20 protein-coding genes are annotated in these 25538 nt (G+C 59.8%); 6 read left to right on the forward strand and 14 right to left on the reverse strand.

What is annotated here, in order from left to right:
- Window positions 1-158: 158 nt before the first annotated feature.
- From AAA069_RS01715 to AAA069_RS01745, 7 genes are all read right to left on the reverse strand, one after another.
- The gene (locus AAA069_RS01715; protein WP_349127400.1) at window positions 159-1061 is read right to left on the reverse strand and encodes a DUF4430 domain-containing protein; all 903 of its coding nucleotides are present in this window, start codon (window positions 1059-1061) and stop codon (window positions 159-161) included.
- The gene (locus AAA069_RS01720) at window positions 1051-4881 is read right to left on the reverse strand and encodes a DUF4430 domain-containing protein (RefSeq protein WP_349127401.1); all 3831 of its coding nucleotides are present in this window, start codon (window positions 4879-4881) and stop codon (window positions 1051-1053) included. Before AAA069_RS01720 ends, AAA069_RS01715 begins: the two co-directional genes overlap by 11 nt.
- Before the next feature lie 350 nt (window positions 4882-5231).
- A complete protein-coding gene (locus AAA069_RS01725) occupies window positions 5232-6995 on the reverse strand; it encodes a lipopolysaccharide core heptose(II) kinase RfaY (protein WP_349127402.1) in 1764 nt (587 codons plus the stop codon).
- Window positions 6996-7003: 8 nt separating this feature from the next.
- The gene (locus AAA069_RS01730) at window positions 7004-7420 is read right to left on the reverse strand and encodes a hypothetical protein (RefSeq protein ID WP_117583986.1); all 417 of its coding nucleotides are present in this window, start codon (window positions 7418-7420) and stop codon (window positions 7004-7006) included.
- 99 nt (window positions 7421-7519) lie between these two features.
- Window positions 7520-9043, reverse strand: coding sequence for a C69 family dipeptidase (locus tag AAA069_RS01735; protein ID WP_349127403.1), 1524 nt, complete (start codon window positions 9041-9043; stop codon window positions 7520-7522).
- A gap of 355 nt (window positions 9044-9398) precedes the next feature.
- Window positions 9399-10253 (reverse strand): tetrahydrofolate dehydrogenase/cyclohydrolase catalytic domain-containing protein, encoded by an 855-nt coding sequence (locus AAA069_RS01740; RefSeq protein ID WP_349127404.1) that lies wholly within the window; start codon window positions 10251-10253, stop codon window positions 9399-9401.
- Between the two features lie 2 nt (window positions 10254-10255).
- Window positions 10256-10888: a cyclodeaminase/cyclohydrolase family protein gene (locus AAA069_RS01745; protein WP_195919175.1), complete on the reverse strand. Its 633-nt coding sequence runs from the start codon at window positions 10886-10888 to the stop codon at window positions 10256-10258.
- A gap of 548 nt (window positions 10889-11436) precedes the next feature.
- On the opposite strand from AAA069_RS01745, the gene AAA069_RS01750 reads away from it, so the two are divergent.
- The 4 genes from AAA069_RS01750 (at window position 11437) to AAA069_RS01765 (ending at window position 15491) form a co-directional block, all read left to right on the forward strand.
- Entirely contained in the window at window positions 11437-11865 is a 429-nt protein-coding gene (locus AAA069_RS01750; protein ID WP_349127405.1) for a hypothetical protein, read from the forward strand.
- Window positions 11866-12106: 241 nt separating this feature from the next.
- Window positions 12107-12700, forward strand: coding sequence for a hypothetical protein (locus tag AAA069_RS01755; protein ID WP_195621080.1), 594 nt, complete (start codon window positions 12107-12109; stop codon window positions 12698-12700).
- 305 nt (window positions 12701-13005) lie between these two features.
- Entirely contained in the window at window positions 13006-13560 is a 555-nt protein-coding gene (locus tag AAA069_RS01760) for a hypothetical protein (RefSeq protein WP_349127406.1), read from the forward strand.
- Window positions 13561-13646: 86 nt separating this feature from the next.
- Complete coding sequence (locus tag AAA069_RS01765) at window positions 13647-15491, forward strand: phosphatidylinositol-specific phospholipase C (RefSeq protein WP_349127407.1); 1845 nt, start codon at window positions 13647-13649, stop codon at window positions 15489-15491.
- 95 nt (window positions 15492-15586) lie between these two features.
- Here AAA069_RS01765 and AAA069_RS01770 read toward each other — a convergent pair whose 3' ends face one another.
- Entirely contained in the window at window positions 15587-15856 is a 270-nt protein-coding gene (locus tag AAA069_RS01770) for a hypothetical protein (protein ID WP_022095134.1), read from the reverse strand.
- Between the two features lie 168 nt (window positions 15857-16024).
- Here AAA069_RS01770 and AAA069_RS01775 point away from each other — a divergent pair, with 168 nt between their 5' ends.
- A complete protein-coding gene (locus AAA069_RS01775; protein ID WP_349127408.1) occupies window positions 16025-17074 on the forward strand; it encodes a PDDEXK nuclease domain-containing protein in 1050 nt (349 codons plus the stop codon).
- Between the two features lie 429 nt (window positions 17075-17503).
- Here the strand turns inward: AAA069_RS01775 and AAA069_RS01780 are convergent, their stop codons facing one another.
- The gene (locus AAA069_RS01780) at window positions 17504-18841 is read right to left on the reverse strand and encodes a hypothetical protein (RefSeq protein WP_349127409.1); all 1338 of its coding nucleotides are present in this window, start codon (window positions 18839-18841) and stop codon (window positions 17504-17506) included.
- A gap of 218 nt (window positions 18842-19059) precedes the next feature.
- Between AAA069_RS01780 and AAA069_RS01785 the strand changes: the two genes are divergently transcribed.
- The gene (locus AAA069_RS01785) at window positions 19060-20241 is read left to right on the forward strand and encodes a cation diffusion facilitator family transporter (protein ID WP_260699241.1); all 1182 of its coding nucleotides are present in this window, start codon (window positions 19060-19062) and stop codon (window positions 20239-20241) included.
- Window positions 20242-20253: 12 nt separating this feature from the next.
- On the opposite strand, the gene AAA069_RS01790 is transcribed toward AAA069_RS01785, so the two are convergent.
- The 5 genes from AAA069_RS01790 to ruvC all read right to left on the reverse strand — a co-directional run bounded on the left by AAA069_RS01790 (window position 20254) and on the right by ruvC (window position 25440).
- Window positions 20254-21240: a hypothetical protein gene (locus tag AAA069_RS01790; RefSeq protein ID WP_347478890.1), complete on the reverse strand. Its 987-nt coding sequence runs from the start codon at window positions 21238-21240 to the stop codon at window positions 20254-20256.
- A 179-nt stretch (window positions 21241-21419) separates the two neighbouring features.
- Window positions 21420-23087, reverse strand: coding sequence for a formate--tetrahydrofolate ligase (locus tag AAA069_RS01795; protein ID WP_347483834.1), 1668 nt, complete (start codon window positions 23085-23087; stop codon window positions 21420-21422).
- A gap of 144 nt (window positions 23088-23231) precedes the next feature.
- Window positions 23232-24299 (reverse strand): Holliday junction branch migration DNA helicase RuvB, encoded by a 1068-nt coding sequence (gene ruvB / locus AAA069_RS01800; protein WP_117769533.1) that lies wholly within the window; start codon window positions 24297-24299, stop codon window positions 23232-23234.
- Window positions 24299-24919, reverse strand: coding sequence for a Holliday junction branch migration protein RuvA (ruvA, locus tag AAA069_RS01805; RefSeq protein ID WP_055310211.1), 621 nt, complete (start codon window positions 24917-24919; stop codon window positions 24299-24301). The genes ruvB and ruvA overlap by 1 nt, the downstream gene beginning before the upstream one ends.
- Window positions 24919-25440: a crossover junction endodeoxyribonuclease RuvC gene (ruvC, locus tag AAA069_RS01810; protein WP_035137351.1), complete on the reverse strand. Its 522-nt coding sequence runs from the start codon at window positions 25438-25440 to the stop codon at window positions 24919-24921. The genes ruvA and ruvC overlap by 1 nt, the downstream gene beginning before the upstream one ends.
- Between the last annotated feature and the right edge of the window lie 98 nt (window positions 25441-25538).

Here is a 25538-nt window from a genome sequence, read left to right on the forward strand (position 1 = left end):
CGATTCACTATTTGCTTGAATGTATAACCGGTTGGAATTACCGTTCCAACCGGTTTTTTGTTTGCAGAGAGACCCGGCGACCCAGTCCCATTCGCATGAAAAACGGGCGGTCCGGATGTTGGTCCGAACCGCCCGTCTGGCGCGCTATGTCGAGGCCTCTAGCCCGTTACGTAATACCAAACGACGTTGTCGCCATTGGAGAGAACGTAGTTACTGCAGGCCGTCATGGGCGTTGCGCCGTTGACGGAGTACATCCAGCCGCTCGTGCCGCCGTACTGTTTCTCGGCCAAACCACCAATCGCGGAGACATACGTACCGTACGACGAGCCATGTGCGTTGACAGAAAGGCCCAGCGCGCACAGGGCATCGTAGACGGTAGCGCCTTCGTTAAAGGTAAAGGTGCCACCAGAGGACACAGGATTGCCCACGGCGCTCGATGTGACCGAAACCGTCACCGTAACGTAGTTGGACTCCTGTGAGCCGCTCTGGCCGCCCGAGGAGGCGTTTCCACCATTAGAGGATGAGGCTCCATTAGACGACTGGCCACCGCCCGAAGAAGCACCACCAGACACCTCGGAAGTATCGCCGGCGCCCGTATTCTGGGCAGCGGATTTATCGCCAGACTTCTTGCCGTCCTGGTCCTCGGACTTCTTGCTATCCGAGTTTTTGTCTGATTCCTTGTCCGAAGACTCGGAATCGTCCTTGCCGTCGTTCGAACCCTTGGACTCGTCTTTTGCGTCATTCGATGACTTGGAATCCTTGGAACTGGCCTCGCCCGAAGCGGCAGACGAGCCAGACCCCTTGGTGTCCTTGGCGACGACGCTCTCCCCCGTCACGGTCTGAACGATCCAGTCAATGGACCAGGCGCCGCTCTCGGAAGGATGGACGAAGCCCAGCGAGACGACGATCAGAATGGTGCACGCGGCAGCAAGAACGCCAAGGAGCGCCTTGCGACGAGAGGCGGACGCCGCCGAAGCGGCGCCCTTTTGCTTTGGATCATCGAGCTGGATAAACGAGGAGTCGGGCTGTTGCCCGCTGGTCTCCTTGGGCTTATCGGGCATTACCGTCACCCTTGCCGCGCTTGGTCAGCACGAAGACGGCGATGAGCGCGAGGCCAATCACGCCGGCGGCGATGCCAACGATGGCGAGCGGATTGGTGCCAGTCTCCTGCTCGGAAGCACTAGAGGACTTCTTAGCAGTGGTCGTGGAAACAGCACCCGTATCGGACTTGGAATCGGACTTCTTATCGGACTTATCGGAGTCCTTCTTGTCGGACTTGTTGTCCCTGGTCTCGGTCTTGGTCGACACCGTCGTCTTGGTCACCGGCTTCTGGCCCGGGGCAATAGCGCCGCCCTTCGAGCCGGAGCCAGAACCAGCGCCAGCGCCAGTGCCGGAACCAGTACCGGTACTAGAACCGCCGCCGCCATTCGAACCAACGCCGCCATTGCCGCCATTGGAGCCTGAACCGCCATTACCGCCAGGGTTAACGGCATTCTTGGTCCACTTGGCATACAACGTCAGGTCGGCCGTCACCGGCGTACTGAAGTCGTACGCCTGCGTGCAAGGCTCATCGGTATACCAACCGCCGAAAGTGTAGCCATCGCGCATCGGATCGGCCGGCTTGACCAGCTTGCCATCGGACGTAGCAACAAACTTAGTGTCGCAAGCAGACCCGCCGTTGGAATTAAAGGCAACCGTCCAAGACTCAACGGCCCCAAGCTTGAACAGCGTGCCCGAGTCATTGATGTAGTACAGGTTGCCAGATGCATCGGCAATGACCGGAGAGTCACAGTACTGGTAATGGCCAGCCGCATCATAAATCTGCGTCGCCTCTGCATCGCCGAGCGTATAGCGATACACCCCACCACCAGCAGAGTAGCTGACGTAGTCCTTGCTATCCGCGCTATTAACGGTGAAGTACACATAGGTTTTGCCGCCCTGAACACTCACCAGCGGAGTAGCAGCAATACCGTTAAATCCGGCCGGTAGTTCTTTACCGTCAGCAGCGGTGACCATCGTGGTCTTACCGGTCTTCAGATTATAGAGAACCAGAGCAGATCCAGTAGCCGTCTGCCCACCGACAATCAAGTTGTCGCCAGACACCGCCGGGGCGCTCATGTTATTCGTAAGACCCAGGTCGACCGTCTTCTGCTCGCTCAGCACGCCCTTCGCCGAAAGCGAAATCACATGGAGCTTTCCGTCGTGCGTCATCTGATAGAAGGTCGAGCCATTGGACGGATCGGCGACGCAGTCAGCGTTCGCAAGGACGCCGAGCTTCATGGTCGAAACGACATCACCCGTTGCCTTATCAATGCACTTAAGCGTACCTGCGCTCGTGGGGACGATGGCGTACTTATCCGTCAGGGCAGCGCCAGTCCAATAATAGCCCTCAGCTGCGTCGATGTTCTGCCAAGAGACTTCGCCTGTGGCGATCTTGATGCGCGTAAAGGAACCGTTGACGTATTTCTTCCCATCAGCCGTGCCTACATAGACGTACTCGCCGTCCGAAACGACGGTGCAGGAGCTCTGCGTCAAGTCCGTCAAACCAGGCGTCAGCCACTTGCAGATCAGCTTGTCTGCAGTAATCGCCTGGACCGCACCGCCGTTGAGCGGAACGATGATAAGGCCATTGGTATAGATCGGACGAGAGGTATAGCTCACCTTGGAGGCAAGCGGCGCAGAGGCAACCTTTTTGCCCGTGGACGAATCGATCTTAATGAGCTCGTTCTCGGTCGCGATGTACACAAAGCCGTTAGCAATGACAGGCTCGCTGCAGTTGGCATACTGCTGACCAGACTCGACCTTCCAATCGAAGGCCCACTTAAGACCGGCGGCCTGCGCAGGCGTCTTGGCATCCGTTACGGTCGAACCGTTGCCACTGTTGCCGTAGCCGGCCCACTCGGCATCCCAATCAGGAGTCGTCGCGCTCGGATCCACGACAATCTTGTCGGGATCGGGCATGGGCGAATTATCGGTGGTATAGGCAAGTGTGACCTTATCGCCGCTCTGGAGCGTAATCTGATTGGCGCAGAGTAAGGAGGGCTCTCCGTTGATATACAGATGCCAGTATTTACCGGTCGCACCATCCCAGCCGTACGGCTTGTGATCGAACGGCGAAGTAATGGAATTAAGGAACCAGTACTCACCACTCTGGGAGCCTTTGTACGCAACGCCCTTGGCCTTCAGAACCGTCTCAATAAGGTTCTGGGCAGTAGAGCCTTCAGGCAGAGAAACATTGCTTGCCGTGCCCCAACGCGTATTGTTCCCGTTGACATCGGGACCGATAACATCGGCGGATCCAAGCACCTGACCGGGGAGGGCATCGGCGTCAGCACCATACATAAAGGTGACGGCGTCACCCTCCTGGAGCTTGTAGGCACCGGCGCCAACGTCGGCGAACTTGCCATTTACGTAGAAGCGCCAATAGCTCTTGGTCGCAGCATCCCAGCCATAGGACTTACCATCAAACGGCGAAGTAATGCCGTTGAGGAACCAGCCCCAAGACGATTCGCCAGCATCGAGAGTAAGGCCGGTCTGCTCAAGGAGATCCTTGGCAGTAGAGCCTGCCTTGAGACTCGTCTGGCCCGTCGAAGCCCAAATCTGCTGCTTGCCGTCCTTGTCCTTACCAAGCACCTGAACGGAAGCATGAACGGAATCAGAGGGCAGCTGGTCGCCCCAGCCACCGTAGAACCACGTGACGGTATCGCCAACATGGATGGTGACATTGTCCGCCGTATAGTCACTCGACTTGCCGTTGATGAACAGCTGCCAATAGGTCGAATAATCTTGGGGCGTACCCAGTTCAACACCGTTGTACTTAAGGCTCAGAATGAAGGAGCCCGCAGCAACGGCGTCAATGTCGTTCGCCTCAAGCGCGACCTTCGTAAGGTCAAGTGCGCTCGAGCCGGACGTCACCACATACTGCGCGTTATCGACCCAGGTCTGAGTCTTGCCCTGGGCATCGCGACCAATGACGGTCACATTTGCGGCAACCTGGTCCTTAACGACAGGGGACGAGCTACCAGCCGTATAGGCAAACTCAATCTTCTGCCCCTGGGTGAGCTTGACGCTGCTCGCGCCAACCGAGGAAGACGCGCCGTCGACGAACAGCTGCCAGTAGGCATAGGTCGTGGGATCGTAGGCAAGCGTGCGGCCATCGCTCGGGGATGTGATGCTTTCGAGGTAGAAACCGTATGCCGTGTTCGGATCGTACTTCGCCTTGAAGCCCGTCTTCTCCTGCAGCTTAATGAAGGCATCCGCAGCCGTCGCGCCCTCGTCGAGCTTGAGCTGCGTAGGTGCCACCCAGGTCTGAGCCTTGCCGTCGGCATCGGTGCCGATAATCGAGAACGAGACCTCGACTTGCTTCTTGGCGACATCGCCGGTTTCTGTCGGGTTCTCTGTCTGGACGGCAGCCGCGGCGGCAGATCCTGCTTGGCCAGCGGATGCCGTCGAAGACTGCTCGCTCGTGGCAGGGCTCTCCCCCGTCGTCGAGCCTTCGTCGCCAGTTGCTGCCTCTGTTGTGGCGGCACCAGCTGCAGGCGCGCCCTCGGAATCCGAAACCTCGGCCTTGCCCTGGTCGGCAGCACCGTCCGCGGCCCCCGTGCCCTCACTCGGCGTCGCAGCCTGAGCCACAGCCTCGGCAATGCCCTCGGCGCCCTCGGCCCACAGCTGAGCCGGCGTGGTGCCAAAGGCCATCGCGAAGGCCAGGAATGCCACCAGGCCGCGCTTGGCTACACCGCGTGCAATCGCGCCACGGCGATGCAACGAGGCGCGCTCGCGCTCGTCCTCAAACATATCCAATTGTCCCCCATTGTCTGTACTTGGAGCGTTGCCTTGAGGCTGCCCCACGTCATCGCGCATGTTGCGCTCGAGTTCCCCCATCGGGGTCCTCCTTCCCTCCAGAGCCCTATGCACACCGGCGGCATACGCCGCGGCAACGTGCAAGATGGGAGGCGATCCGACTTAACCTTAACGGCTCAGGCGCGCCGTCCGATCTGCGACGCGAACATCCCGAGCCAAGAGGAATTACGGTTACTGGTACAGCCGGGGACTTGCACCCCGATTCTCCCAAACGCGCAGGAAAACCGCGCATTCGTGCGTCTCCGCACCACCATCTAGGCCATCGATTATTACCGTCAAAATGGTATCACGCAAAAGGGCCTCGCACGCAGGCGAAGCCCAAGGTAAAAGCTATTGTTTGCGATAGGAAAATGCGGTGACGGCCGCAGCCTCTAGTGCTTGCCGCCGTGACTATTGAGCCAGATATTGCGGCCCAGCATAAGCGCCAGCACCAGCGCGCTCACGTAGCCCATAAAGCCAATGACCGGGATACCAAACACAACCGGCTCGATGCGCGCGTAGTACACCACCGACGAACCGATAAACAGACCGGCGATCACAATTGCCATCGACATGCGGTCGATAATCCCACCTAGCTGTCGCAGCGCCTTATCGCTGCTCATGATCTGCGTGTTCACCTTAAGCTGGCCGCGTGTGAGCATGCGCGAAGCCAAGCCCAGATACTCGGCCGCCTCGAGCGAGCCCTTCGCCGCGCGATAACTGCTCGCTGCAAAGTCGCGGCTCATCTCGCGCATGCGGGCGTAGGTGCTCTTCTCGTTTTTGATGTGCGTCTGGATGATCTGGATCATGTTGACGTTAGGCATGTACTCGGTCAACAGGCCCTCGAGCGTCACCATGCCGCGGGCGAACATTGTCACCACGCTCGGCAGCTCAACGTCATTTTTGCGCGCGAGGTTTAACAGCGAGGTCAAAAACTCGCCGATATCCAAGTCTTTAAGGTCAAGGCCCGCAAAGTCAGCCACGATAAAGTCCAAATCGGACAAAAAGGCCGAATGATCGAGCTCAGCCGAGTCGCCGCGCGTCACGGCAAAGCGCATGAGCGAATCCTTGAGCTTGGGCACGTCACCCTCGGCCACGGCAAAAATCATGTCCTTGACGATACCGCGATCGTGACTCGACATGCGTCCGACCATGCCCAAGTCGATAAAGTAAACGATGCCGTCCTTGAGGATGATGTTTCCCGCATGCGGGTCGGCATGGAAAAAGCCGTCGTCGAGCACCTGCGTCGAATAGTCCTCGACGATTGCGGCACCGATCTTTTCCAAGTCATAGCCCTCGGACACTAAGCGTTCAGGATCGGCGATCGAAATGCCGTCGACGTAATCCATGACCACCACGTGCTCGGTGCACAGGTCCAGATAGGATTTAGGGCACGTCACGCCATGAACGCTCTTATGGAACTCGTAGAAGTCGTTGAGGTTTTTGGCCTCGGCCAAAAAGTTGGTCTCCTCGCGAAACGAGGTCCACAGCTCCTCGACTACGCCGTGCAGGTCAACGAATTGATCGGTATTGACGAACTTGGAAACGATACGCACCACCGAGCGGATGATATCGATGTCCTGTGCCATAACCTGCTGCGCACCGGGGCGCTGCACCTTGACGGCCACGTCCTCGCCCGTCACCAGACGAGCGCGGTGCACCTGTGCGAGCGACGCACTACCGAGCGGGTTGGGGTCGATCGCATCGAACATCTCCCCCAGGCGCAGGCCGTATTCTTCTTCCAGACAACTGAGTACGACCTCGTACGGCACCGGTTCCACGTCGGAGCGCAGACGACGCAGCTCGTCGCAAAAGCGTTGCGGCAGAATCTCGGACCGGTTGGCCAAAATCTGCCCCATCTTGACGAACATGGGGCCGAGTTCCTCGAGCAGGCGGCGCAAACGAACCGGCGTGAGGTTATCCCACACGCGGTACTTTTTGACCAGGCGAACAATCTGCCCAATGCGTTCGCGACGACCCGCCGGCGTGAGCTGGTATTCCTCGTCCGGCGCCATCGCGTCGGGCTCCTCGGGCACCATATCGACAGCGCGCGGCTTCTTGCGAGCGCCCGAGACGGCGGCGTCGACCTCATCGACAACCGCCGCCTCGTCACCCAAGGGATCTAGATTGTTGTAATCGGTGGTGGAATCTGCCATCTGCGCTGCTACTCGGCCTCTTCGGTATCCTTCGCATCGTCGGGCTCAACGGACTCAACGGGCACCGAAGTCACGTTGTCCTCGACCGAATCGACGATGTCGCGCACATGGGCCAGGAAGGCCGTGCGCTCGGGGGCGGTCATAACGCGGACGCGGGCAAGTATGAGCTCGTCGAGCACGCGCTGGGCCGCGGTCTCGCCCTGCATGCCCAAGCGCTCGGTCAGATCGGAGATGGTACCGCCGGCCTGCTCGAACATGTCGGACACGCTGCGGGCGATATCGGGGGTGGCGGTGTCCTTGCGGACCTGCTCGCCCTTGGTGTTAAGGTCGTCGAGGACCTTCTTGCCGCCTTCGACAGCAACGGCGGCAGCGCCAAAGCCCACGTTAATGGCGCCGTTAACAAGCTGATCGAGTTTCATAACCATGGTTGTCTCCAATCACAAACAACTGCATTGGCGTTCTTGTACCCAAGATTGAGCGAAAGCGACAAAGCGTTTTAGCGCTATTCGATCGACGGGAAATCCCTACCTCACGTTGTCGTTCATCGCGAAGGAGTTCTTCATGGCACAGCTCGTGGTGTAGAGCACCTTGCCCAACAGGGCATCGGTCTCCACGCGCACGAGCTCGGCAAAGGCCTCGTTGGCGCGTGCAAGCTCGGCAGGCACCTCGGCCTCAGGCAGAGCGGCTACGGCAGCATCGACGTCATGGATCTGCTTGTGGCCCATGCCACCGACCTTCTCCTGATAATCCTCGACCGCGCGACCGCACTCATGGAAGCGGACGTCGGCCAGCGCGCCGATCAGGCGGTTGGCCCAGTAGAAGTTTTCGGACGTCACGCGAGCCTGCGTGTCGGCATAGTACTCGGGCATGGTCTCGACGTTGGCGTACAGCGGAACCAGCGCGTTAAACGAGTTGGAGCCAAAGGCCATCCACTGCACGGCGCGGTAGGCCGGCTGCGCATAGGGGCGCAGCTGCAACACGGCAAGCTGGCTGTTGCGGTTGATGCCGATGGGGCGATAGGCGCCGCGCGTGGCGGGCGTACCCTTGCTGCCGTAGCAGTCGTACTCCGTGCCCTGGTAGTGGCTCGAGAGTACGTACTTAATGTCCTCGATGGTCACCTTGCGCTCGGGCACACGGCTCCAGGGGATGTCATCGCTCTCGGGCGTGTAGTCGGCGTCGGGACCATCCCACACGTCGCTGGGGTTGAGGCAGCGCTGCATGTACCAGGCGCGCGGCGTGTTGTAGACATGGTCGCTGTCGCTGTGCGAACCAAAGGCCTCGCGCGGGTTAAAGACCGCAGCCGGACCGTCGCCCTCGACACCCAGCGTCAGGTCCAGATGCCACTCGGCCATCCAGGAGCGCAGGTCGGCGGAGCACATGTGGTCGGCCTGGTCGCCCTCGGCGTCGTCCAGGTCAAAGCTGTCGATGCCCAGCTGGTTGGGCATGGTCACATAGGCGTCGTCAGGCACGCGCTTGGCGATCCAGTGGTGACCGCCGATGGTCTCGAGCCACCAGATCTCGTCCACGTCGCTAAAGGCGATGCCGTTGTTCTCGTAGGTGCCGTAGCGCTCGAGCAGCTCGCCCAGAATACGCACGCCGTCGCGGGCGGACTTGGCGTACGGCAGGACCAGGGTCACCATGTCCTCCTCGCCCAAGCCACCGGACTGTGCCGGAACGTATCCGTCCTCGCCCTCGTTGCCCTTGGCGGGCACATAGTCCACGAGCGGATCGGCACCGCGGACGCGCTCGTTGGTGGTGAGCGTCTCGGTTGCGGACATGCCAACATTGAGCTCGTTGAATCCGGCCTCGGCCCAAATACCGTGACCGGGAACGACGTCGGGGACGCTCGTGTAGCGCATGGGATTGTCGGGCAACTCAACGGTCAGGTGGCTCAGGACGCTCGTGTAGACACGCGGCTGCTCGTCGGGATGCACCACGCGCATGCGCTTGGGCTCAAACACCCCGTTGGACGAGTCCTCGTTGCGGGCGACCAGCGTCGACCCGTCGTAGCTCGCGTTCTTACCAACCAAAATCGTTGTGCACGGCATGCGCATCCTCCTTGAGCGAAGAAATCAAACGGCAACAGTGTATCGCTTCGGCGCAAAAAGGGCGAAACCACGGTCTCGGCAGCCCCTGTGGTCAAAAAATGCCAAATATGAGTACTGTCACCAATTTAGTAACAGCAATTTTGCTACGCATGGGTGTCGGAAGTCTACATTTGTTCAAAAATTAGATGATGTAATTCCCCATAGGTCCAATAAAATAGGCTCTCTATCGATAATAAATATCGTTAGAGAGCCAAATTAACCTAAAATATATGTGACTATCTTTGCAACACTACTCATATTTGGCATTGTTTGACCACGTGGTATATAGCTAACCCCCTCAAACAGCTCAAAACGCCTATTTCGATGCGCGCTCCGCCGCCTCAATCACGTGTTTGGCGAGAATCGCGGTGGTCACAGCCCCCACGCCGCCCGGCACGGGCGTGATGGCGTTAACGACCGGCTCCGCAGCATCAAAATCGATGTCCCCGACCAGCTTGCCAGCGGCCTCGTCCCAGTTAATGCCAACATCAATGATCGTCTGGCCCTCGCGAACGGCATCCGCGCCAATCGTGCTCGCGCGTCCAACGGCCGCAACAACGATATCGGCAGAACGGCACTCGGCAGCAAGATCGCGTGTATGCGTATGGCACGTCGTCACCGTGGCATTGCGAGCCGTAAGCATGGCGGCAACGGGACGACCAATCACCAGAGACCGACCGACGACCGCAACCTTGGCCCCATCCAGCTCAACACTGTAATGGTCCAGCAACGCCAACACGGCCTCGGCCGTGCAGGGAGCAAAGCCCTCGCCACGACCCGAAAGCGTGGTAAGCAGCGAGGCCGGCGTCATGGAGTCAACATCCTTGGCGGGATCGAGCGCCGCGGCAGCCGCATCCTCGTCAAGTCCAGCGGGCAGCGGGCGAAACACTAGGCAGCCATGAACAGCGGGGTTGGCATTGATGTCCTTAATAGCCGCCAGCAGTTCATCCTGCGAAACATCGGCAGGAAGCAAAACGCGGCGAGCCTCAATGCCAACCTTCTCGCAGCGCTTGAGGGCACCGCGCTCGTAGGACAGGTCGTCCTCGCGCTCGCCCACGCGAACGATGGCGAGCGTCGGCACAACGCCGCGCTCACGCAAGGCGGCACAGCGAGCAGCAAGTTCCTCGGTCAGCGCGCGAGCAACAGGAGCACCCTTCAGTAGCTCAGCCATGGCTATCCTCTCTTCCTTGCAGCGTCGGCGGCGCGGCGCGCCAGCGCATCGGCGCGCGGCAACCATGTGTCGAGCAGCTCATCACACGCCGTCTCGAGCTCCTCGGCACGAACGCGATCTTTCATAGACGTGGTGTTCGCAAAGAGCGTCAAGCTCGCGCCCTGCATAGCGGCACGGCAGAACACGGCGCCGCACGCCACATCGGACAGCAGCTGACGCGAACCCTTGTCGGCCATGTCCTCGAGCAGCGCCAGCGCACGCCCGCAGGCATCCATAATGCGATACGGCGGCATAGCGGCCACATGCAGCGCATCCTGAATCGCGGTCGCTCGAGCCGGATCGTCACGCGGAATACCGTACGCCGCGGACACCCGCCTGTAGGCACGAACGTCCTCGGAAACCAACTCGACAAGCTCCTGGGCCAGCTCATCAGCCTGGGCAAACGCGCGCGTCAGGTCATCCGCACGATCAGCAAGCGCGGGATTAGTCGCACCGTAGCGGGCAACCATTCCGCACAGCGAGGCGCCCAGCGCGCCCACAAAGGCGCTCGCGCTGCCACCGCCGGGAACCGGCTCGCGCGCGGCAAGCGCCTCGGCAAACCCGCGGCAGGTCTTGTCCATCATCTCTTGGCTCATACGCATGCACCTTCAAGTCATATACATCGGTCGGGTGGAAACCGCCGACCGACCGCATCGATCACATAATGGTGCTAAGTCTAGCCCATAAGTACATAAGCGTCAGCGCACCTGGCCATCGCGGATTTCTATGACGAACGATAGGCGTCGGCACCGCAAACATGGAACACATGGCCCACCTTTCGAGACTTCCGGGCAGCGGCAACTGGGGCATACATATAGGTAAGGAGCCCTATGTTGGGGCAAGCTCATCACGGCACCGGACGACGAATGGAAGAATAACCGCACAGTAAACAAAGACATCATGCGCATGCGTAACCGCCGCCCCAGCGATCCGCGGCACACGATGTCCCTGGCAGACAAGGAGGACGCCACCATGAAGAAAAAGACCCTATCGATCCCTTTCCCTTTGCATCGCCCTCTTTGCCGCGTTTGCCCTTGTCGGCTGCGGCGGGAGCGCATCGGGCGGCGGCAGCGCCCCCAAGAGCGAGAGCAAGGAAAAGGTCCCCGTCGCCAAGAAGACCGACTTTATCTGGTTTAAGGTCGAGATGCCCGAGAGCGTTGGCGTGAGCGACCCTGCCGGCAAGAATGCCGACAGGGTCCAGCTCACCTTCCCCGAAGACGAGAACGCCTCGGCCGATCGCTTTATCCCCGTTTGGAAAAAAGCGCTGACGGCCGAGGAATCCCACGCCGACCAGGCGGAAAAGAAGGGGGATACGTTCCAGTGGAAGGATGGCGGGTCCGTCGAGTATAACGGCAGGACGTGGCTCGTCGGAACATACGAGGACAACAGCGGCATCTCAACCATGCTTTTTACCGATGTTGAGCCGGGAAGCGTCTACGTCCTCATCTCGAACTTCGACCAGCACAAGAAAGAAGCCGAGGCACTCCTCAACTCCATCGAGTTCCCCGATGACATGGAAGAGGCAGTTTCCGAGGCACGCGAAGTCGAGATTTCGAGCATCGAGATCAAGTAACGGGACACCCGCACGCGCCTACGCGCACCCGCGCACATGCGCCCCATTAAAACAACGGGCGCCCAACCCGGGGAGGGCCGACAGCACCAGCCCTCCCCTCTTTTGCGCCCGAACATATTGCCACTTAACGGCGCAAATCCGGCCCTCAGAATGGGACACATGGCCCACCCTAGCGAGCCGTCCACGCGTACAGTAAAGACAGGTAATCCATGGGCGGTTACAGATCGAGGAGGACACGACCATGAAAAAGAAGGCCTTTGCGATTCTCACCCTCTGCATCAGTCTCTTTGCCGCAGTTGCCCTGGTGGGCTGCGGTGGCAGCGGCGACGCTACCGGAAGTGGCGGTGGCGGCGGCGCAGAAAAGCCAGCCGTGGATATGAGGACCGACTTCATTTGGTTTAAGGTCGAGGTCCCCGAGGGCGTCGAGATCACCGACGTCGCAGGCGACACTGCCGACAGGGCCCAGTTTAAGTTCACCGAGAGCGAGCACGCCAGCGATCGCTTCATCCCCGTCTTCGATCCTGACAAGAACGCCGACGAGCTGTTCGACTACGAGGCAAAGTGGAATGCCAGCTTTGAGTGGACCGAGAATGACCCCGTCAAGTACAACGGCAAGACTTGGCGCAACGCTTCCTATACACACTCGGGCGGCGTAACGACCGAATACTTCACCGACGTTGACGGCGGCAGTGTGTATGTGCGTATCGACAACGTCGAGGAGCACAAGGACGCCGTCGAGACCATGATGAAGTCTCTGGAATTTGCCGACGACATCGCCGAGGCCAAGACCGAGGCCATGGACGTCAAGCTCGACGATATCGAGATCAAGCGCTAAGCGACTGGCGAGCGCAACGGGAAACACGGTCGCAATGCAAACAAGCGACGGTACCCCAGCGCTTCGTACCCAGGGAGGGCCGGTAAACCGACCCTCCCTTTCTTATGCCTGTAGCCGACGAACGCGAGGATGCCGGACGCCGGAACCGCCCCAAATGTGGCAACAGTACGAAAACGACAAACACCCCAACACGTCCGCCCACCGATTTATTGCGCCGCGCAGACAATTAAACCAGCATCTTTAAACATCTGGGCAGTATAGTGACCAAAACTATCGCATAACCGCACTCTGCGAATGGAGAAGTTATGACCGAACACCATGCCATCAGCCGCCGAGCGTTTACGCTGGGCCTAGGGCTTGCGGCGTTGTCACCACTTGCAAGCCTGCCCGAAACCGCAGCGCCGGGCATTCCCCTGCGAGCGGCATTTGCAGACAACACACCCGCACCGTCGGACAGCCTCCACAATTTCGTCATTCGCCTTCGCCCCGCGGGCTATTTTCGCACCGCGAGCGTCAACCAAGACGGCAACGTTCGCGGCAACGTCTGTCACCTGTTTAACGACGGCACGTCCAGCAAGCTCATCCTTGAGAACGTAACGACCAAGAATGACGATACAAACTGGTACGCCATCCGCACCTTGCTCAATTTCGAAGAGCATAAAAAGACGGGCTACAGCATTTGGTCGGTCGACGACGACTCGGACAAAGATGGAAAGGTCATCCACGTATGGGGCGGCGAGTATGACAACAAGCCCAGCCGCGCTTTTGCGTTCGAGCGTCAATCAAACGGAACCTACATCATCCGAGACCGCACGGTCGAGAAAGAAACCGAGAAAAAGACATTAAGTACCTGGCAATAGAATCGAACGGCAAAGACCAGGACAACAATAAGATCTGCCATAAGAGTAAGAGCATTCCGTGGGAGCTCGAACTTATCGGTTACGACATGAAAAAGAACGATGCCACGGTTAGCAGCCTCGACTGGATCACGTACAGCAGCTACGTCGACGGACCATGTTGGATGAAATACGTCGACGACAACAAGTTCCTCGACGAGCTGAGCATCCCGGGTACGCACGATTCGGGCACCTGCAGCGTGGACAACGACACTGAGCCCCAATCCTCGCAAGTAAAATGCCAGCAGGATTACATTCCCACGCAGTTGCTCGAAGGCATTCGCTATTTCGATATCCGGCTCGGAAAGGGCGATGACCCCGGCATCGACCACGGGATTTTCTACCTACTCAAAAAAGACGGGAACTATCTGCATCTCTCCGATGTCATCGGGTACTTCAAAACGTTTTTGAACGAAAACCCGTCAGAAGCGCTCATCATGCTCGCATCGCGCGGCAACGATGAGGCTACCGACGAAAGCATAACGACGGCCTTCGCCAAGGTTATGGCCGATAACCCCAACCTGTTCTACACGTCGAGCCACGTCCCCACGCTGGGCGAGGTGCGCGGAAAGATCGTCCTGCTGCGTCGATTTGGGCTCGCCGGCAACAGCGTAAGCGGCCACACGTGGGGCCTCGACCTCACCCAATGGGATGACAAGATCAAGGCGCATTCCGGGCAGTCGATGTGTCTCGTCCAAGACGCGCGGGGATTTGAAGCCATAGGGGAAACGGGCAATGAAGAGCCCTATTGCACCAAGGTATATGCCCAGGACAAGTACAAACTCACGGGAACCGACAAGCTCAGCTGGGTCGATAATGCGCTGAAGGAAACGACCGGGCGCACGTGCAACAAGGTGGACGTCGTGGACGATGCCGAGGCCGAGGTGCAAGTCCAGGAGCGTTGCTGGTCTATCAACTACACCAGCTGCACGGGCTTGTCGCACGGAGGCAATCCTTTTACCTCGGCACGAGTAGTCAACGAGCATCTGTACAAGAGCCCGTACATCAATCCCAGCGGCACCGAGGATACAAAGTCAGATTACCTCAAGCACATTGGCATCATCGCATCCGACTTTGTTGATGCGGCGCTGGCCCGGAGCATCTACCAGCGCAATTACAATTACGATACGAAGCACACGCAGTCGGCTTCGTGCTGCCTCCCGACCCGCATGCGCATGACGTACGGCGACTCGCTGAGCGATGCCTCGCTCCAGGATGGCAAGACCGTTGGCGAGGGCCATTTCCGCCTTGTCGACAGCAGCAACGTACTCAACGTGGCGGCTTCGGGCCATGCGTTTACCATCGAATACGTGGATGTCGACGCCTTGGGCAACGAGACCGTTACGGGGCTGCAGGGATCCGTGCCCATCGATATCGATCCGCGCGCACTGACACCCCACTTTGAGGGGCTCGAAGGCCTTAAGGCCGGCGAGGATGTGCGCACAAAGGTCGCGGCGCTGCTCGAGGGCAAACTCGAAAACGATGCCTGCACGGCTCAGCTCGAGTTTGTGCACGACGCGGACGGCGCTCCGGGCACGGCAATGGTCGAGGGCGAGGCATTTACCGCGGGAACGTACTGGGTGCGCGCGAACGGTCTTTTGGGCGACGCGGCGCAAAACTACAAGCTTGCTAATGACGGAGCCGCGAGCTTTACCGTAGCGGCCTCGAGCAGTGCAGGCGGCACCGGCACCGACGGTGGCACGGGTTCCAACGCAGGCAGCGCTGATAAGAACGGTAAGGGCAACAAGGGCAAGAACTCGGGCGGAAAACTCGCCGACACGGGCGACGGCTCCGGCATTGCCGCCGGGCTCGCCGCTGCCGCCGTGGCGACGACGGTCGCCGGCGCAGCAATGCTTGCAAATGACCGCGAAGACAACGGAGACGTTGACGATTAGGCCAGCCGGCCCTTTTGGACACATCGATTTAATGAGGGGCGCAGGACACCGTTCTGTGCCCCCGATTTTTACCTTGGCCCGAACGCCGCCATGGGCTACATCACCATGTTCAGCGCGTTCACAAATTCCTGGGCCTTCGCACGGCTGCTCAGGCTAAAGACACAGGCAGTCAACAGCCTGTTACGTAGGAAAACGTCGCGGCCCTTGATCCTGTTGACCCCCGTGATGTCCTTAAGATAGACAATCTCGGTGTGCTTGCCACCAAACGTACCCTTCTTGAGCACCTCAATACGGTTAGGGTAGATCTTGACGTCTTTAAACCTACCCGAACCTTTGTCCTGGAATAGCAGCGTGTTGTTGTCCATACGCGTCGCTCCCGTGGGGTTCGCTAAAACTGCCTCTATGGCCACATTTTAGTCACCGCAAGGCTCCCATGCGAAGGTGCTAGACAGCAAAGCAATTCGTGTCCGCGCGAGGCTTTAAACTAAATGCGATAAAGATGCATTCCACAAGAGGAAAGTGGGGCGACAGTGATGGGCGAACTGGTAAACCGTGGAGAATCGGCAATCGTGCCCGAAGGTTTTTACAAGCAGGTTTCCTCGATTCTCAACGCCGCTCGCGACAAGGCCTATACCGCCGTTAACTTTGCGATGGTTGAGGCGTATTGGGAGATCGGCAAGAGCATTGTTGATGAGCAGGGCGGAGAGGAGCGCGCCAAGTATGGAGAGGCGCTGCTCAACGCCCTCGCAATCAGGCTTACCAAGGATTTTGGTAAAGGTTTTGAAGCAAGAGAGCTGCGCAAAATGCGTCAGTTCTATCTTGCATTTCCAATTCGGGACTCACTGCGTCCCGAATTGAGCTGGACACATTACCGCAGGTTAATACGCATTCCTGACCCCGAAGCTCGCACCTGGTACATGAACGAATGCGCCGACTCTCGCTGGAGCACGCGCCAGCTCGAACGTCAGATCAACACCATGTTCCGCGAGCGCCTACTTGCCAGCAAAGACAAGGAGGCTGACACCCAGGAAATCCAAAAGAGCGCCCCAGCTCGTCGCCCCGAGGATATCATCCGCGATCCATATGTACTGGAGTTTTTAGGTTTCTCGGACGATGCTGCGTTTCGCGAGAGCGATCTAGAGCAGGCGCTCATCACGCATCTTCAGAAGTTCCTGCTGGAGCTTGGCCGTGGCTTCGCTTTCGAGGCGCGCCAAAAGCGCATCACCTTTGATGGGCGCCATTTCTATATTGACCTTGTTTTTTACAACTATCTGATGCGCTGCTTCGTGCTCATCGACCTTAAGACCGATGACCTTACGCATCAGGACCTGGGCCAGATGCAAATGTATGTGAACTACTACACACGCGAGCTCATGAACGAAGGCGACAATCCGCCCATAGGCATCGTGCTCTGCGCGGACAAAAGCGATTCGATCGTCGAGTACACGCTGCCCGAAGACAACGACCAAGTGTTTGCCGCCAAATACCTGCCGTATCTTCCAAGCAAGGAAGAGCTGGCGCGCGAACTAAGCGCCGAGTACCGCGCCATCAACGAAGCGACTAATGGCGAAGTGCAAGGATAACAGCACGTTGCGACCGATACCACCGCAGCCGTCGCAGGCGCACTCGCGGTTGCGACGCACGCTACGAAACAATACCGGTCATGGACGCCGGCAACGACATTCTAGCCGTGGCTGGCGAGCGTGACCTGACAGACAAAGACGCGACCTTCGTCTGATGTGGGTCCATTGGCTGCCACAGAAAAGGGCCGGTTGCAGCCGGCCCTTTAGACGATAATACCTGCGTTGCCCGCGCTTCCGAAGTGTGACTAGCTGAGGAGCGGGTTCCGCGGCACAACCTGATTTTACCCGGTGGGGCGGCTCTTTTGCAGCCGTTCCACCGTTTATTTATATCTGGCACCCTCAAACAATCAGACGGCAGCCCGCACTCCTGAGAGCCGCCCCGCACCCCCGGCCATCACCTTACGGCAACAACCGGTGCTACTCCCCCCCCTACTTCCCAAATAGCGCACCCAGCAGGCCGCGACGTTTGGGCTTCTCCTCTCGGTAGGAACCCTCGACGGCGGCTGCAACCTGGCGCGGTTGCTCGCAGCCTCCACGGCGTACGATCTGGTATAGGAACGGCGATTTAACGTATTTGACCTCGATGGGCGTGGCGTGCACGGTGCTTTCGCTCGACAGCATCACGTTGGGATTGAGCGGTGCCACCACATGCGTCTCGCGCTTGTCACTAAACACCACCGCAGCCGCGCGGCCCGTCTGGCCGTTCACGGCGATGCGCACCTGTTCGCCATCGCGACTATCCGAGACAGGACGATCGACAAAGTACACCGGCACCATAACCAAGCCGTCCTTGTGCTTGCGGGCCTTGCGCGCCCACGTGCGGATGCTCTTTTTATTGAATCCCAGCACCGCCTCGGCGTCGTTGCCCGCAACGTCGAGCGCCAACTTATCAATAACCACCTGGTCCTTGGTAGACGCATCGACGGAGACAACGCGAAAGTCACCTTCCTGCATGGCCGGGTCAAACGGCCCAACCTTGGCAAAGTCCCACGGCTCCAAAATGCCCATGAGGCGAACGTCCAGGTAGTTTGCCCTGGGATATGCCCAGTCGAGCACCTCGTAGTACACCAAGGTCTCCTTGCTCAGGCCCTTGCCCGGGAAGGACGCCATCATGCGCAGGTCCGCCAGCGCCATGGGGAAATAGAAGAGCATCATGTCGTTTTGGATCGCATCTTCCACGTCGTGCCCGGCAAAGGATTCCGCATACTGGCGCACCAGCTGCAGTGCGTTGGCACGTGCCTGCTGCGGCGAGATTTCGCAGGGAATGCCCTGCTCCGGCACATACTCTGCACCCACGCCCATGGTCAGACGCTTGCTGAAGGTACCGGGCTTGAGCAGGTCGGCAATGCCGATCTTGTTGCCGCAGGACGGGCACTCAAACACGCGCTGCGTTGACTCGCCCTCAAAGGACGCCCCGCAGAAGGGGCAAGGAATGCTCACATGCGTGACCTCTTGGAACTCTTGCGCCGTGCCGCGATCCTCCCACAGCAGATGTTCCAGGACCGACTGATTGCGCCAGTGCGCGTTGAAGAAATACCAGTCCGGGTCCTCCGGGCGCTCGAGTTGCGACACATGCGTGAGTTTGAGCAGTCCATCCACCACCGTCAACGGCGTATGGCGAATACCCAAAGCGCTCTTGGGCTCTCCGGCGTCCGCCTGCCACGGAACGACCGTGCCGCAATAGGCGCACTCAAAGCTGCGCTTAGCTTGGTGCGAGTACATAGGGCCGCCGCAGTTTTGACATTTAATGGCAAACATCTCGTCCATGGAAACGTCCTCCTTTGCACAGGGGCTGTCGACATTAAGTATGTCGAGCAAACAGGCACATGCCCATACCCATGTGGCCCAAAATGGACCACCCAGGCAGACAAGAAGGCTCGCTCGTTAGCACCGGCAGACTATTGCTGCATTTTCTGAGCATCGGTGCACGGCGCCCCCGCGCGAGCTACACTATCCCCTTAAACATGATTGTGAGGACGACCGCTATGCTATTTGTAAATCGGCTGGTACATACGCTTGTTCCCGGCGGCGAGGACGAGCCGGTCGATGCATCTTGCCGCACCAACGCGGGTTTTGCCGCAAGCCTCATCTGCATTGGCCTCAACATCACCCTGTGCCTGGCCAAGGGCATCGCGGGCCTGCTCGCCGGTTCCGTCTCCCTCATCGCCGACGCTTTCAACAACCTCTCCGATGCCTCGAGCAACATCGTGAGCCTGCTCGGGTTCCGCCTTGCCAGCCGCCCGGCAGACGAGGGCCACCCTTACGGCCACGGCCGCTACGAGTACCTGGCTGGTCTGTTTGTCGCCGTCCTGGTTTGTGCCGTCGGCATCAACCTAATCCTCGAGTCGGTCACCAAGATCATCAAGCCCTCGCCCACCGTGTATTCGGCGCTCTCCATGGCTGCCCTTGTTCTGTCCATGCTCGTCAAATTCTGGATGGCAGCGTTCAACCGCACGCTGGGCGATCGCATCGACTCCGAAACGCTCATCGCCACGGCGCAGGACTCCAAAAACGACGTCATCACCTCGGGCTCGGTCTTGGTGGCGGCGCTTATTTCGCAGACGACCGGCTTTGATCTCGATGGCTGGGCAGGCCTGGGTGTAGGCATCTTCATCTGCATCAGCGGCCTGGGCCTGGTGCGCGACGCCATCAGCCCGTTGCTGGGGCAAGCGCCCGACCCCAAGCTCGTCCAGGCAATCCGCGACAAGATCATGTCCTATCCGCAGGTCTTGGGCACACACGACCTCATGGTGCACGACTACGGCCCCGGTCGTCAGTTTGCCAGCGCCCACGTGGAGATGCCCGGCGAGGGCGACGCGTTTGAGCACCACGAGATTCTGGACACCATCGAGCACGACATCAAGCGCCAGATGGGCATTGGTATCACACTGCACTGCGACCCCATCGCGACAACCGGCGATGACTTGCGCGGCTGGGTCAAGCGCGGCGTCATGCAGATCGATCCCGCGCTCTCCATCCACGACCTGCACGAGCACGACGGGTTCGTTTCGTTTGACCTGGTGCGTCCCGACGGCTTTGACATATCCGACGAGGAGCTGCTGGGGCTCGTCACGCGCATCGTGCACGAGCGCCGACCCGATGCCTCATGCGTCGTCACCTTTGATTCGGGCTTTAGCTCGCCCGACCGTCCGGCCGAGCAACTGTAGCCTGCTTAACAGCTAGTTTCCCTGCGCGCCCGAGATGCCGTTTTGCAGCGCGTCCCAGGCATTGGTAGCCATATCGCCCAGATTCTGAGCAGTATCGCCGAGGTTTTGGGCTGTATCGCCCAGCTCTTGTGCCTTGTCTCCCAACTCCTGTGCCTTGTTGCTCAAATCCTCCAGCGTATTGGAGCTCGAGCTGTCGGTACCGCTTTGGCCGCCGGACGAGTTGCCATAGCTGTTCTTGTGCGTGAGCTGAATCTCCAGGTTGCCGTTGTCGTTATAGTAGGCATTCGTAACAACCCAGTTGGAATCGATGACGGGCGTTGAGCCATCGTCGGTCAGGATCACGGCGTTCGAAAGGTCGGCTCCGCGTGACTTGAGGAGCTTCTTGGCGTTGGACCAGTACTGTCCCGGGATATCGCTCAGGTCGACGGCAGCAGACTGGGTGGTCTCGGCCTGCTCGGTCGTGGCATCGGTCGTGGCGCCCCGCTTGTTGAGCATGCCCGACACGATGGCGAACACGACCGACAAGGCAAAGAAAATCGCCAGCACGATGAGGATCTTCTTGATCACGCTCGACGAACGCGACGGCTTCTTCTCCTCGTCCTCGCCATATTGCGGAATCGACTTGGGGTACTCGCGATACGGCTCGCGCGACTCGTAGCGAGGCTGCGCCGTGCGAGGCATATACGTCGTCTGCTGAGGCTGCGGAATGGGATTTTGCGGCAGGTTGTCATAGGGATTCGGCGTCGAGGCAGCATAAGAATCCTGCGGCGCGTAATCAAACGGATCCGGAGCTGCGTTGCCATAGGGGCCTTGCGAAGATGCAGCGTAAGAATCCTGCGCCGTGTCGCCATAGCCCATAACCCGGGTGGGCTCGGCAGAAGGCTGCGTCGCGGCGGGGTCGGTATAACCGGGGTTGGGAACAACGCGGGTCGCATCGGCGCTATCGCCAGCCTGCGCGGAACCGTAGCCGCCCATCACGGTTGTCTTGTCCTGATCCATGCAACGATTCCTTTCCGTCGCGCGTGAGTCTCAAGTTATCCATGCATTCTACCCGCGCAAAAGCCTATGATGGGCAGAGTCCGTCGGTGTCTACAAGACATGCGCGGTCCTAAGGATCAAAAAGCCCCGCCGGGCCTTGTGGGCACGGCGGGGCGGGCAAGCGGCTATGAGCAGCAGGCTTAGAACAGGCCGGTGATGTTGCCGTCGTTGTCGACGTCGATGTTCTCGGCCGCGGGAACCTTGGGCAGGCCGGGCATGGTCAGAACGCTGCCGGTCAGCGCGACCACAAAGTGGGCACCGGCGGAAACCTTGAGCTCGCGCACGGTGATGTGGAAGCCCTCGGGAGCGCCCAGCGCCTTGGCGTTGTCGCTAAAGCTGTACTGCGTCTTGGCCACGCACACCGGCAGGTTGCCAAAGCCGTTCTCGCGCAGCTCGGCGAGCTGGCGCTTGGCAGCCGGCGTAAAGTCGACGCCGTCGGCGCGGTAGACCTTGGTGGCAACGGCCTCGAGGGCGTCGGCCACATCGGCGCCGTCCTCGTAGGCAAACTTGAGCTCGCTCGGCTGCTCAATCAGACGCATGACCTCATCGGCCAGGTCGAGCGCGCCCTCGCCGCCCTTGGCCCAGACCTCGGAAAGCTTAACGCTGACGCCGAGCTTCTGGCACTCGGACTCGATGAGCGCAAGCTCGGCCTCGGTGTCCGTCGGGAAGCGGTTGATGGCGACCACGCAGGGCAGACCATAAACGTTCTGGATGTTGTCGACGTGACGCAGCAGGTTGGGCATGCCAGCCTTGAGTGCTTCGAGGTTCTCCTCGTTGAGGTCGGCCTTGGCGACGCCACCGTTGTACTTAAGCGCACGAGCGGTAGCGACGATCACGACGGCGCTGGGGCGAACGCCCGTCATGCGGCACTTGATGTCGAGGAACTTCTCGGCACCCAGATCGGCACCGAAGCCGGCCTCGGTAATGGCAACATCACCAAAGCGCATCGCCATACGCGTGGCCATGATGGAGTTGCAGCCGTGGGCGATATTGGCGAAGGGACCGCCGTGGACAAACGCGGGCGTGCCCTCGAGCGTTTGCACCAGGTTGGGCTTGAGCGCGTCCTTAAGCAACGCGGCCATGGCACCCTGGGCCTTGAGGTCGCGGGCACGGACGGGCTCGCCGGCAAAGCTATAGCCGACGACAATCTCACCCAAGCGTTCCTTGAGGTCGCTGATGCTCGTAGACAGGCACAGGATTGCCATGACCTCGGAGGCGACGGTGATATCGAAGCCGTCCTCGCGCGGCACGCCCTGGGCCTTACCGCCAATGCCGTCGATGACGTGGCGCAGCTGACGGTCGTTCATATCGACGACGCGCTTCCAAGTGATGCGCTTAACGTCAATACCGAGCTGATTGCCCTGCTGGATGTGGTTATCAAGCATGGCGGCCAGCAGGTTATTGGCGGCACCGATAGCGTGGAAGTCGCCGGTAAAGTGCAGGTTGATATCCTCCATGGGGATGACCTGAGCCCAGCCGCCGCCGGCAGCACCGCCCTTAACGCCAAAGACGGGGCCGAGCGAAGGCTCGCGCAGGGCAACGGCACTCTTGACGCCGCGACGACGCAGGCCGTCGGCCAGACCGATGGTCGTGGTGGTCTTGCCCTCGCCCGCGGGCGTTGGGTTGATAGCGGTCACGAGGACGAGCTTGGCCTGGTGATCAGTCGGCTCGTTGAGCAGTGAATAGTCGACCTTAGCCTTGTCGAAGCCGTACGGAATAAGGTGCTTAACGTCGACGCCGGCGTTCTTGGCCACCTCGGTAATAGGCAGTGGCGTGACAGAACGTGCGATTTCGATGTCAGTAGGCATGGGCGGTCCTTTCGTTACCGAATGAGAAAAAGACCAATTCAGCATAGCACGGGCGCGCAATAGTAAAACGCCCATAACCGATGAACGGCGATATGTTTACCCGATGCCCAGCGATAGTCCAACAGCCCGCCAAAACAAAGCGCCCTAAACGGTAGGTTCAATCCCCAGGTGCTCAAAGGTGCGAAGGGTTGCCTGACGGCCCTGCGGCGTACGAATCATCAACCCGCACTGCAGCAAATAGGGCTCATAGACATCCTCGAGCGTGCCCGGGTCCTCGCCCACCGCACTGGCAAGGGTCGTCAGGCCTACAGCACGGCCGGAGAACGTCTTGGCAAGCGTCTCCAAGATACGAATATCCATCCAGTCCAGACCGAGCTCGTCGATCTCGAAAAACTCGAGCGCCTGGCGGCAGATATCGAGCTCGATAGGGCCGCTGCCACGCACCTGTGCGTAATCGCGCACGCGCTTGAGAAGGCGGTTGGCAAGACGTGGCGTGCCGCGCGAACGCGAGCCGATCTCGAGTGCACTGGGATGGTCGATCGTCACGCCCAGGATAGTCGCCGAGCGCGTCACAATCTGCGCGAGCTCCTCGACCGTGTAGTAATCCAGGCGATACGAAATGCCAAAGCGGTCGCGCAACGGGCCGGTCAACATGCCTGAGCGGGTCGTTGCCGCTACCAGCGTAAACTTGGGAATATCCAGGCGAATCGAGCGCGCCGCCGGACCCTTGCCAATCACGATATCGAGGGCAAAGTCCTCCATCGCGGGGTACAGGACCTCCTCGACCGAACGGTTGAGGCGGTGGATCTCGTCGATAAACAGCACATCACCCGGCTGCAAGTTAGTAAGGATGGCCGCCAGGTCACCCGTGCGCGCGATGGCAGGGCCACTCGTGGTCTTGATCTGAGCGCCCAGCTCGTTGGCGATAACGGTGGCCAGCGTGGTCTTGCCCAGGCCCGGAGGACCCGAGAAGATCACGTGGTCGAGCGTCTCGCCACGGCTCTGCGCCGCTTCGATCAACACGCGCAGGCTCTGCTTGATGTGCTCCTGACCACAGTAATCGTCCAGGCGCTGGGGGCGCAAAGTGCGGTCGACATCGAGGTCCTCGGCCGTCAGCTCCGAGCCCACCATGCGCTCGCCGTGCGCCATGGATGCCGCCGGCGAGTTGCCGGGCGTCGCCCACAGGTCCTGAGAGTCATCGGCTTCCCACATCACGCATCCATTCCGAGTCGCTTAAGCGCCGCGCCGAGCAGATCCTCGACACGCATATTCTGCCCATCATACCCGCTCAGGGCAACATCGGTCTCCTGCGGGCTAAAGCCCATGGAAAGGAGCGCCGCACGGGCATCATCGATCGCCGAGGGAGCGGCAGCGGGCACGGGCATCGCAACCTGTCCGGGAATCACGTCGACCGGCACAAAGCCCTTATCCTTGGCAAAGGTGCTCTTGAGTTCCAGGATCAGGCGCTGAGCTGTCTTTTTGCCCACACCGGGTACCTTGGCCATGCCCTTGTCGTCCTCGGCCATCACCAGCGAATACAGCTGCCCCACGGTATAGGTGGAAAGCACGGCAAGCGCCAGGCGCGGGCCAACGCCCGAAACGGACACGAGCCGGTCGAACATCGTGCGCTCATCCTTTGAGGAAAAACCGAAAAGTGTCATGGCGTCCTCGCGCACCTGCATACGCGTGTAGAGGCGGACCTCGCCACCGGGCGTCGGCAACGTGGCCGCAGTGCTGCCCGAAATGCCGAGCTCAAAGCCAACGCCCGACACATCGACGACAGCAGAGCTCATCGTGGCCTCGACAAGCGTTCCGTGGAGCTGGGAAATCATCAGTATCCGGTTCCTCTCTGTTGATAGAACTCGCCACCGGTAAGGGCGCGGGTGCGGCTGAGGTTTACGTGGCAGATGGCGCAAGCCAGGGCATCGGCGGCATGGTCGGGATGCGGGTCGTGGTCGAGCTGCGTTAGCGTGCGTACCATGTAGGCGACCTGCCGCTTGTCCGCGGCGCCGGTGCCCACCACAGCCTGCTTGATCTGCATGGGCGTGTATTCGCCAATCTCGAGCGCGCATTCCGACAGCGCCACGAGTGCAGCCCCGCGGGCATGCGCCGTAGGAATTGCCGAGCGAACGTTAGCACCAAAGTAAATGCTCTCGATAGCAGCGGTATCGGGTCGATAACGCTCCACGACACCCTTGAGGTCGCGGGCGATATGCGACAGGCGCACCGCGAGCGGACTTCCGGCACTGGTCTCGATGCAGCCGTAGGCACGGCAGCGAACCTCGCCGCGCCGCTCCTCGATAATCCCCCAACCCGTATGGGCCAAACCGGGGTCGATACCCAAAATGACCAAGCCGACCTCCCCTCGCCACAAGCACAGCGCAAGACAAGGCCCCGCGCATCATTCACGAACGTCTGTTCTAGAATAACACAACGGGGCCGAAATGCTTA

The sequence above is a fragment of the Collinsella sp. CLA-SR-H006 genome, from assembly GCF_040097075.1.
In the GTDB taxonomy this organism is placed as follows: Bacteria; Actinomycetota; Coriobacteriia; order Coriobacteriales; family Coriobacteriaceae; genus Collinsella.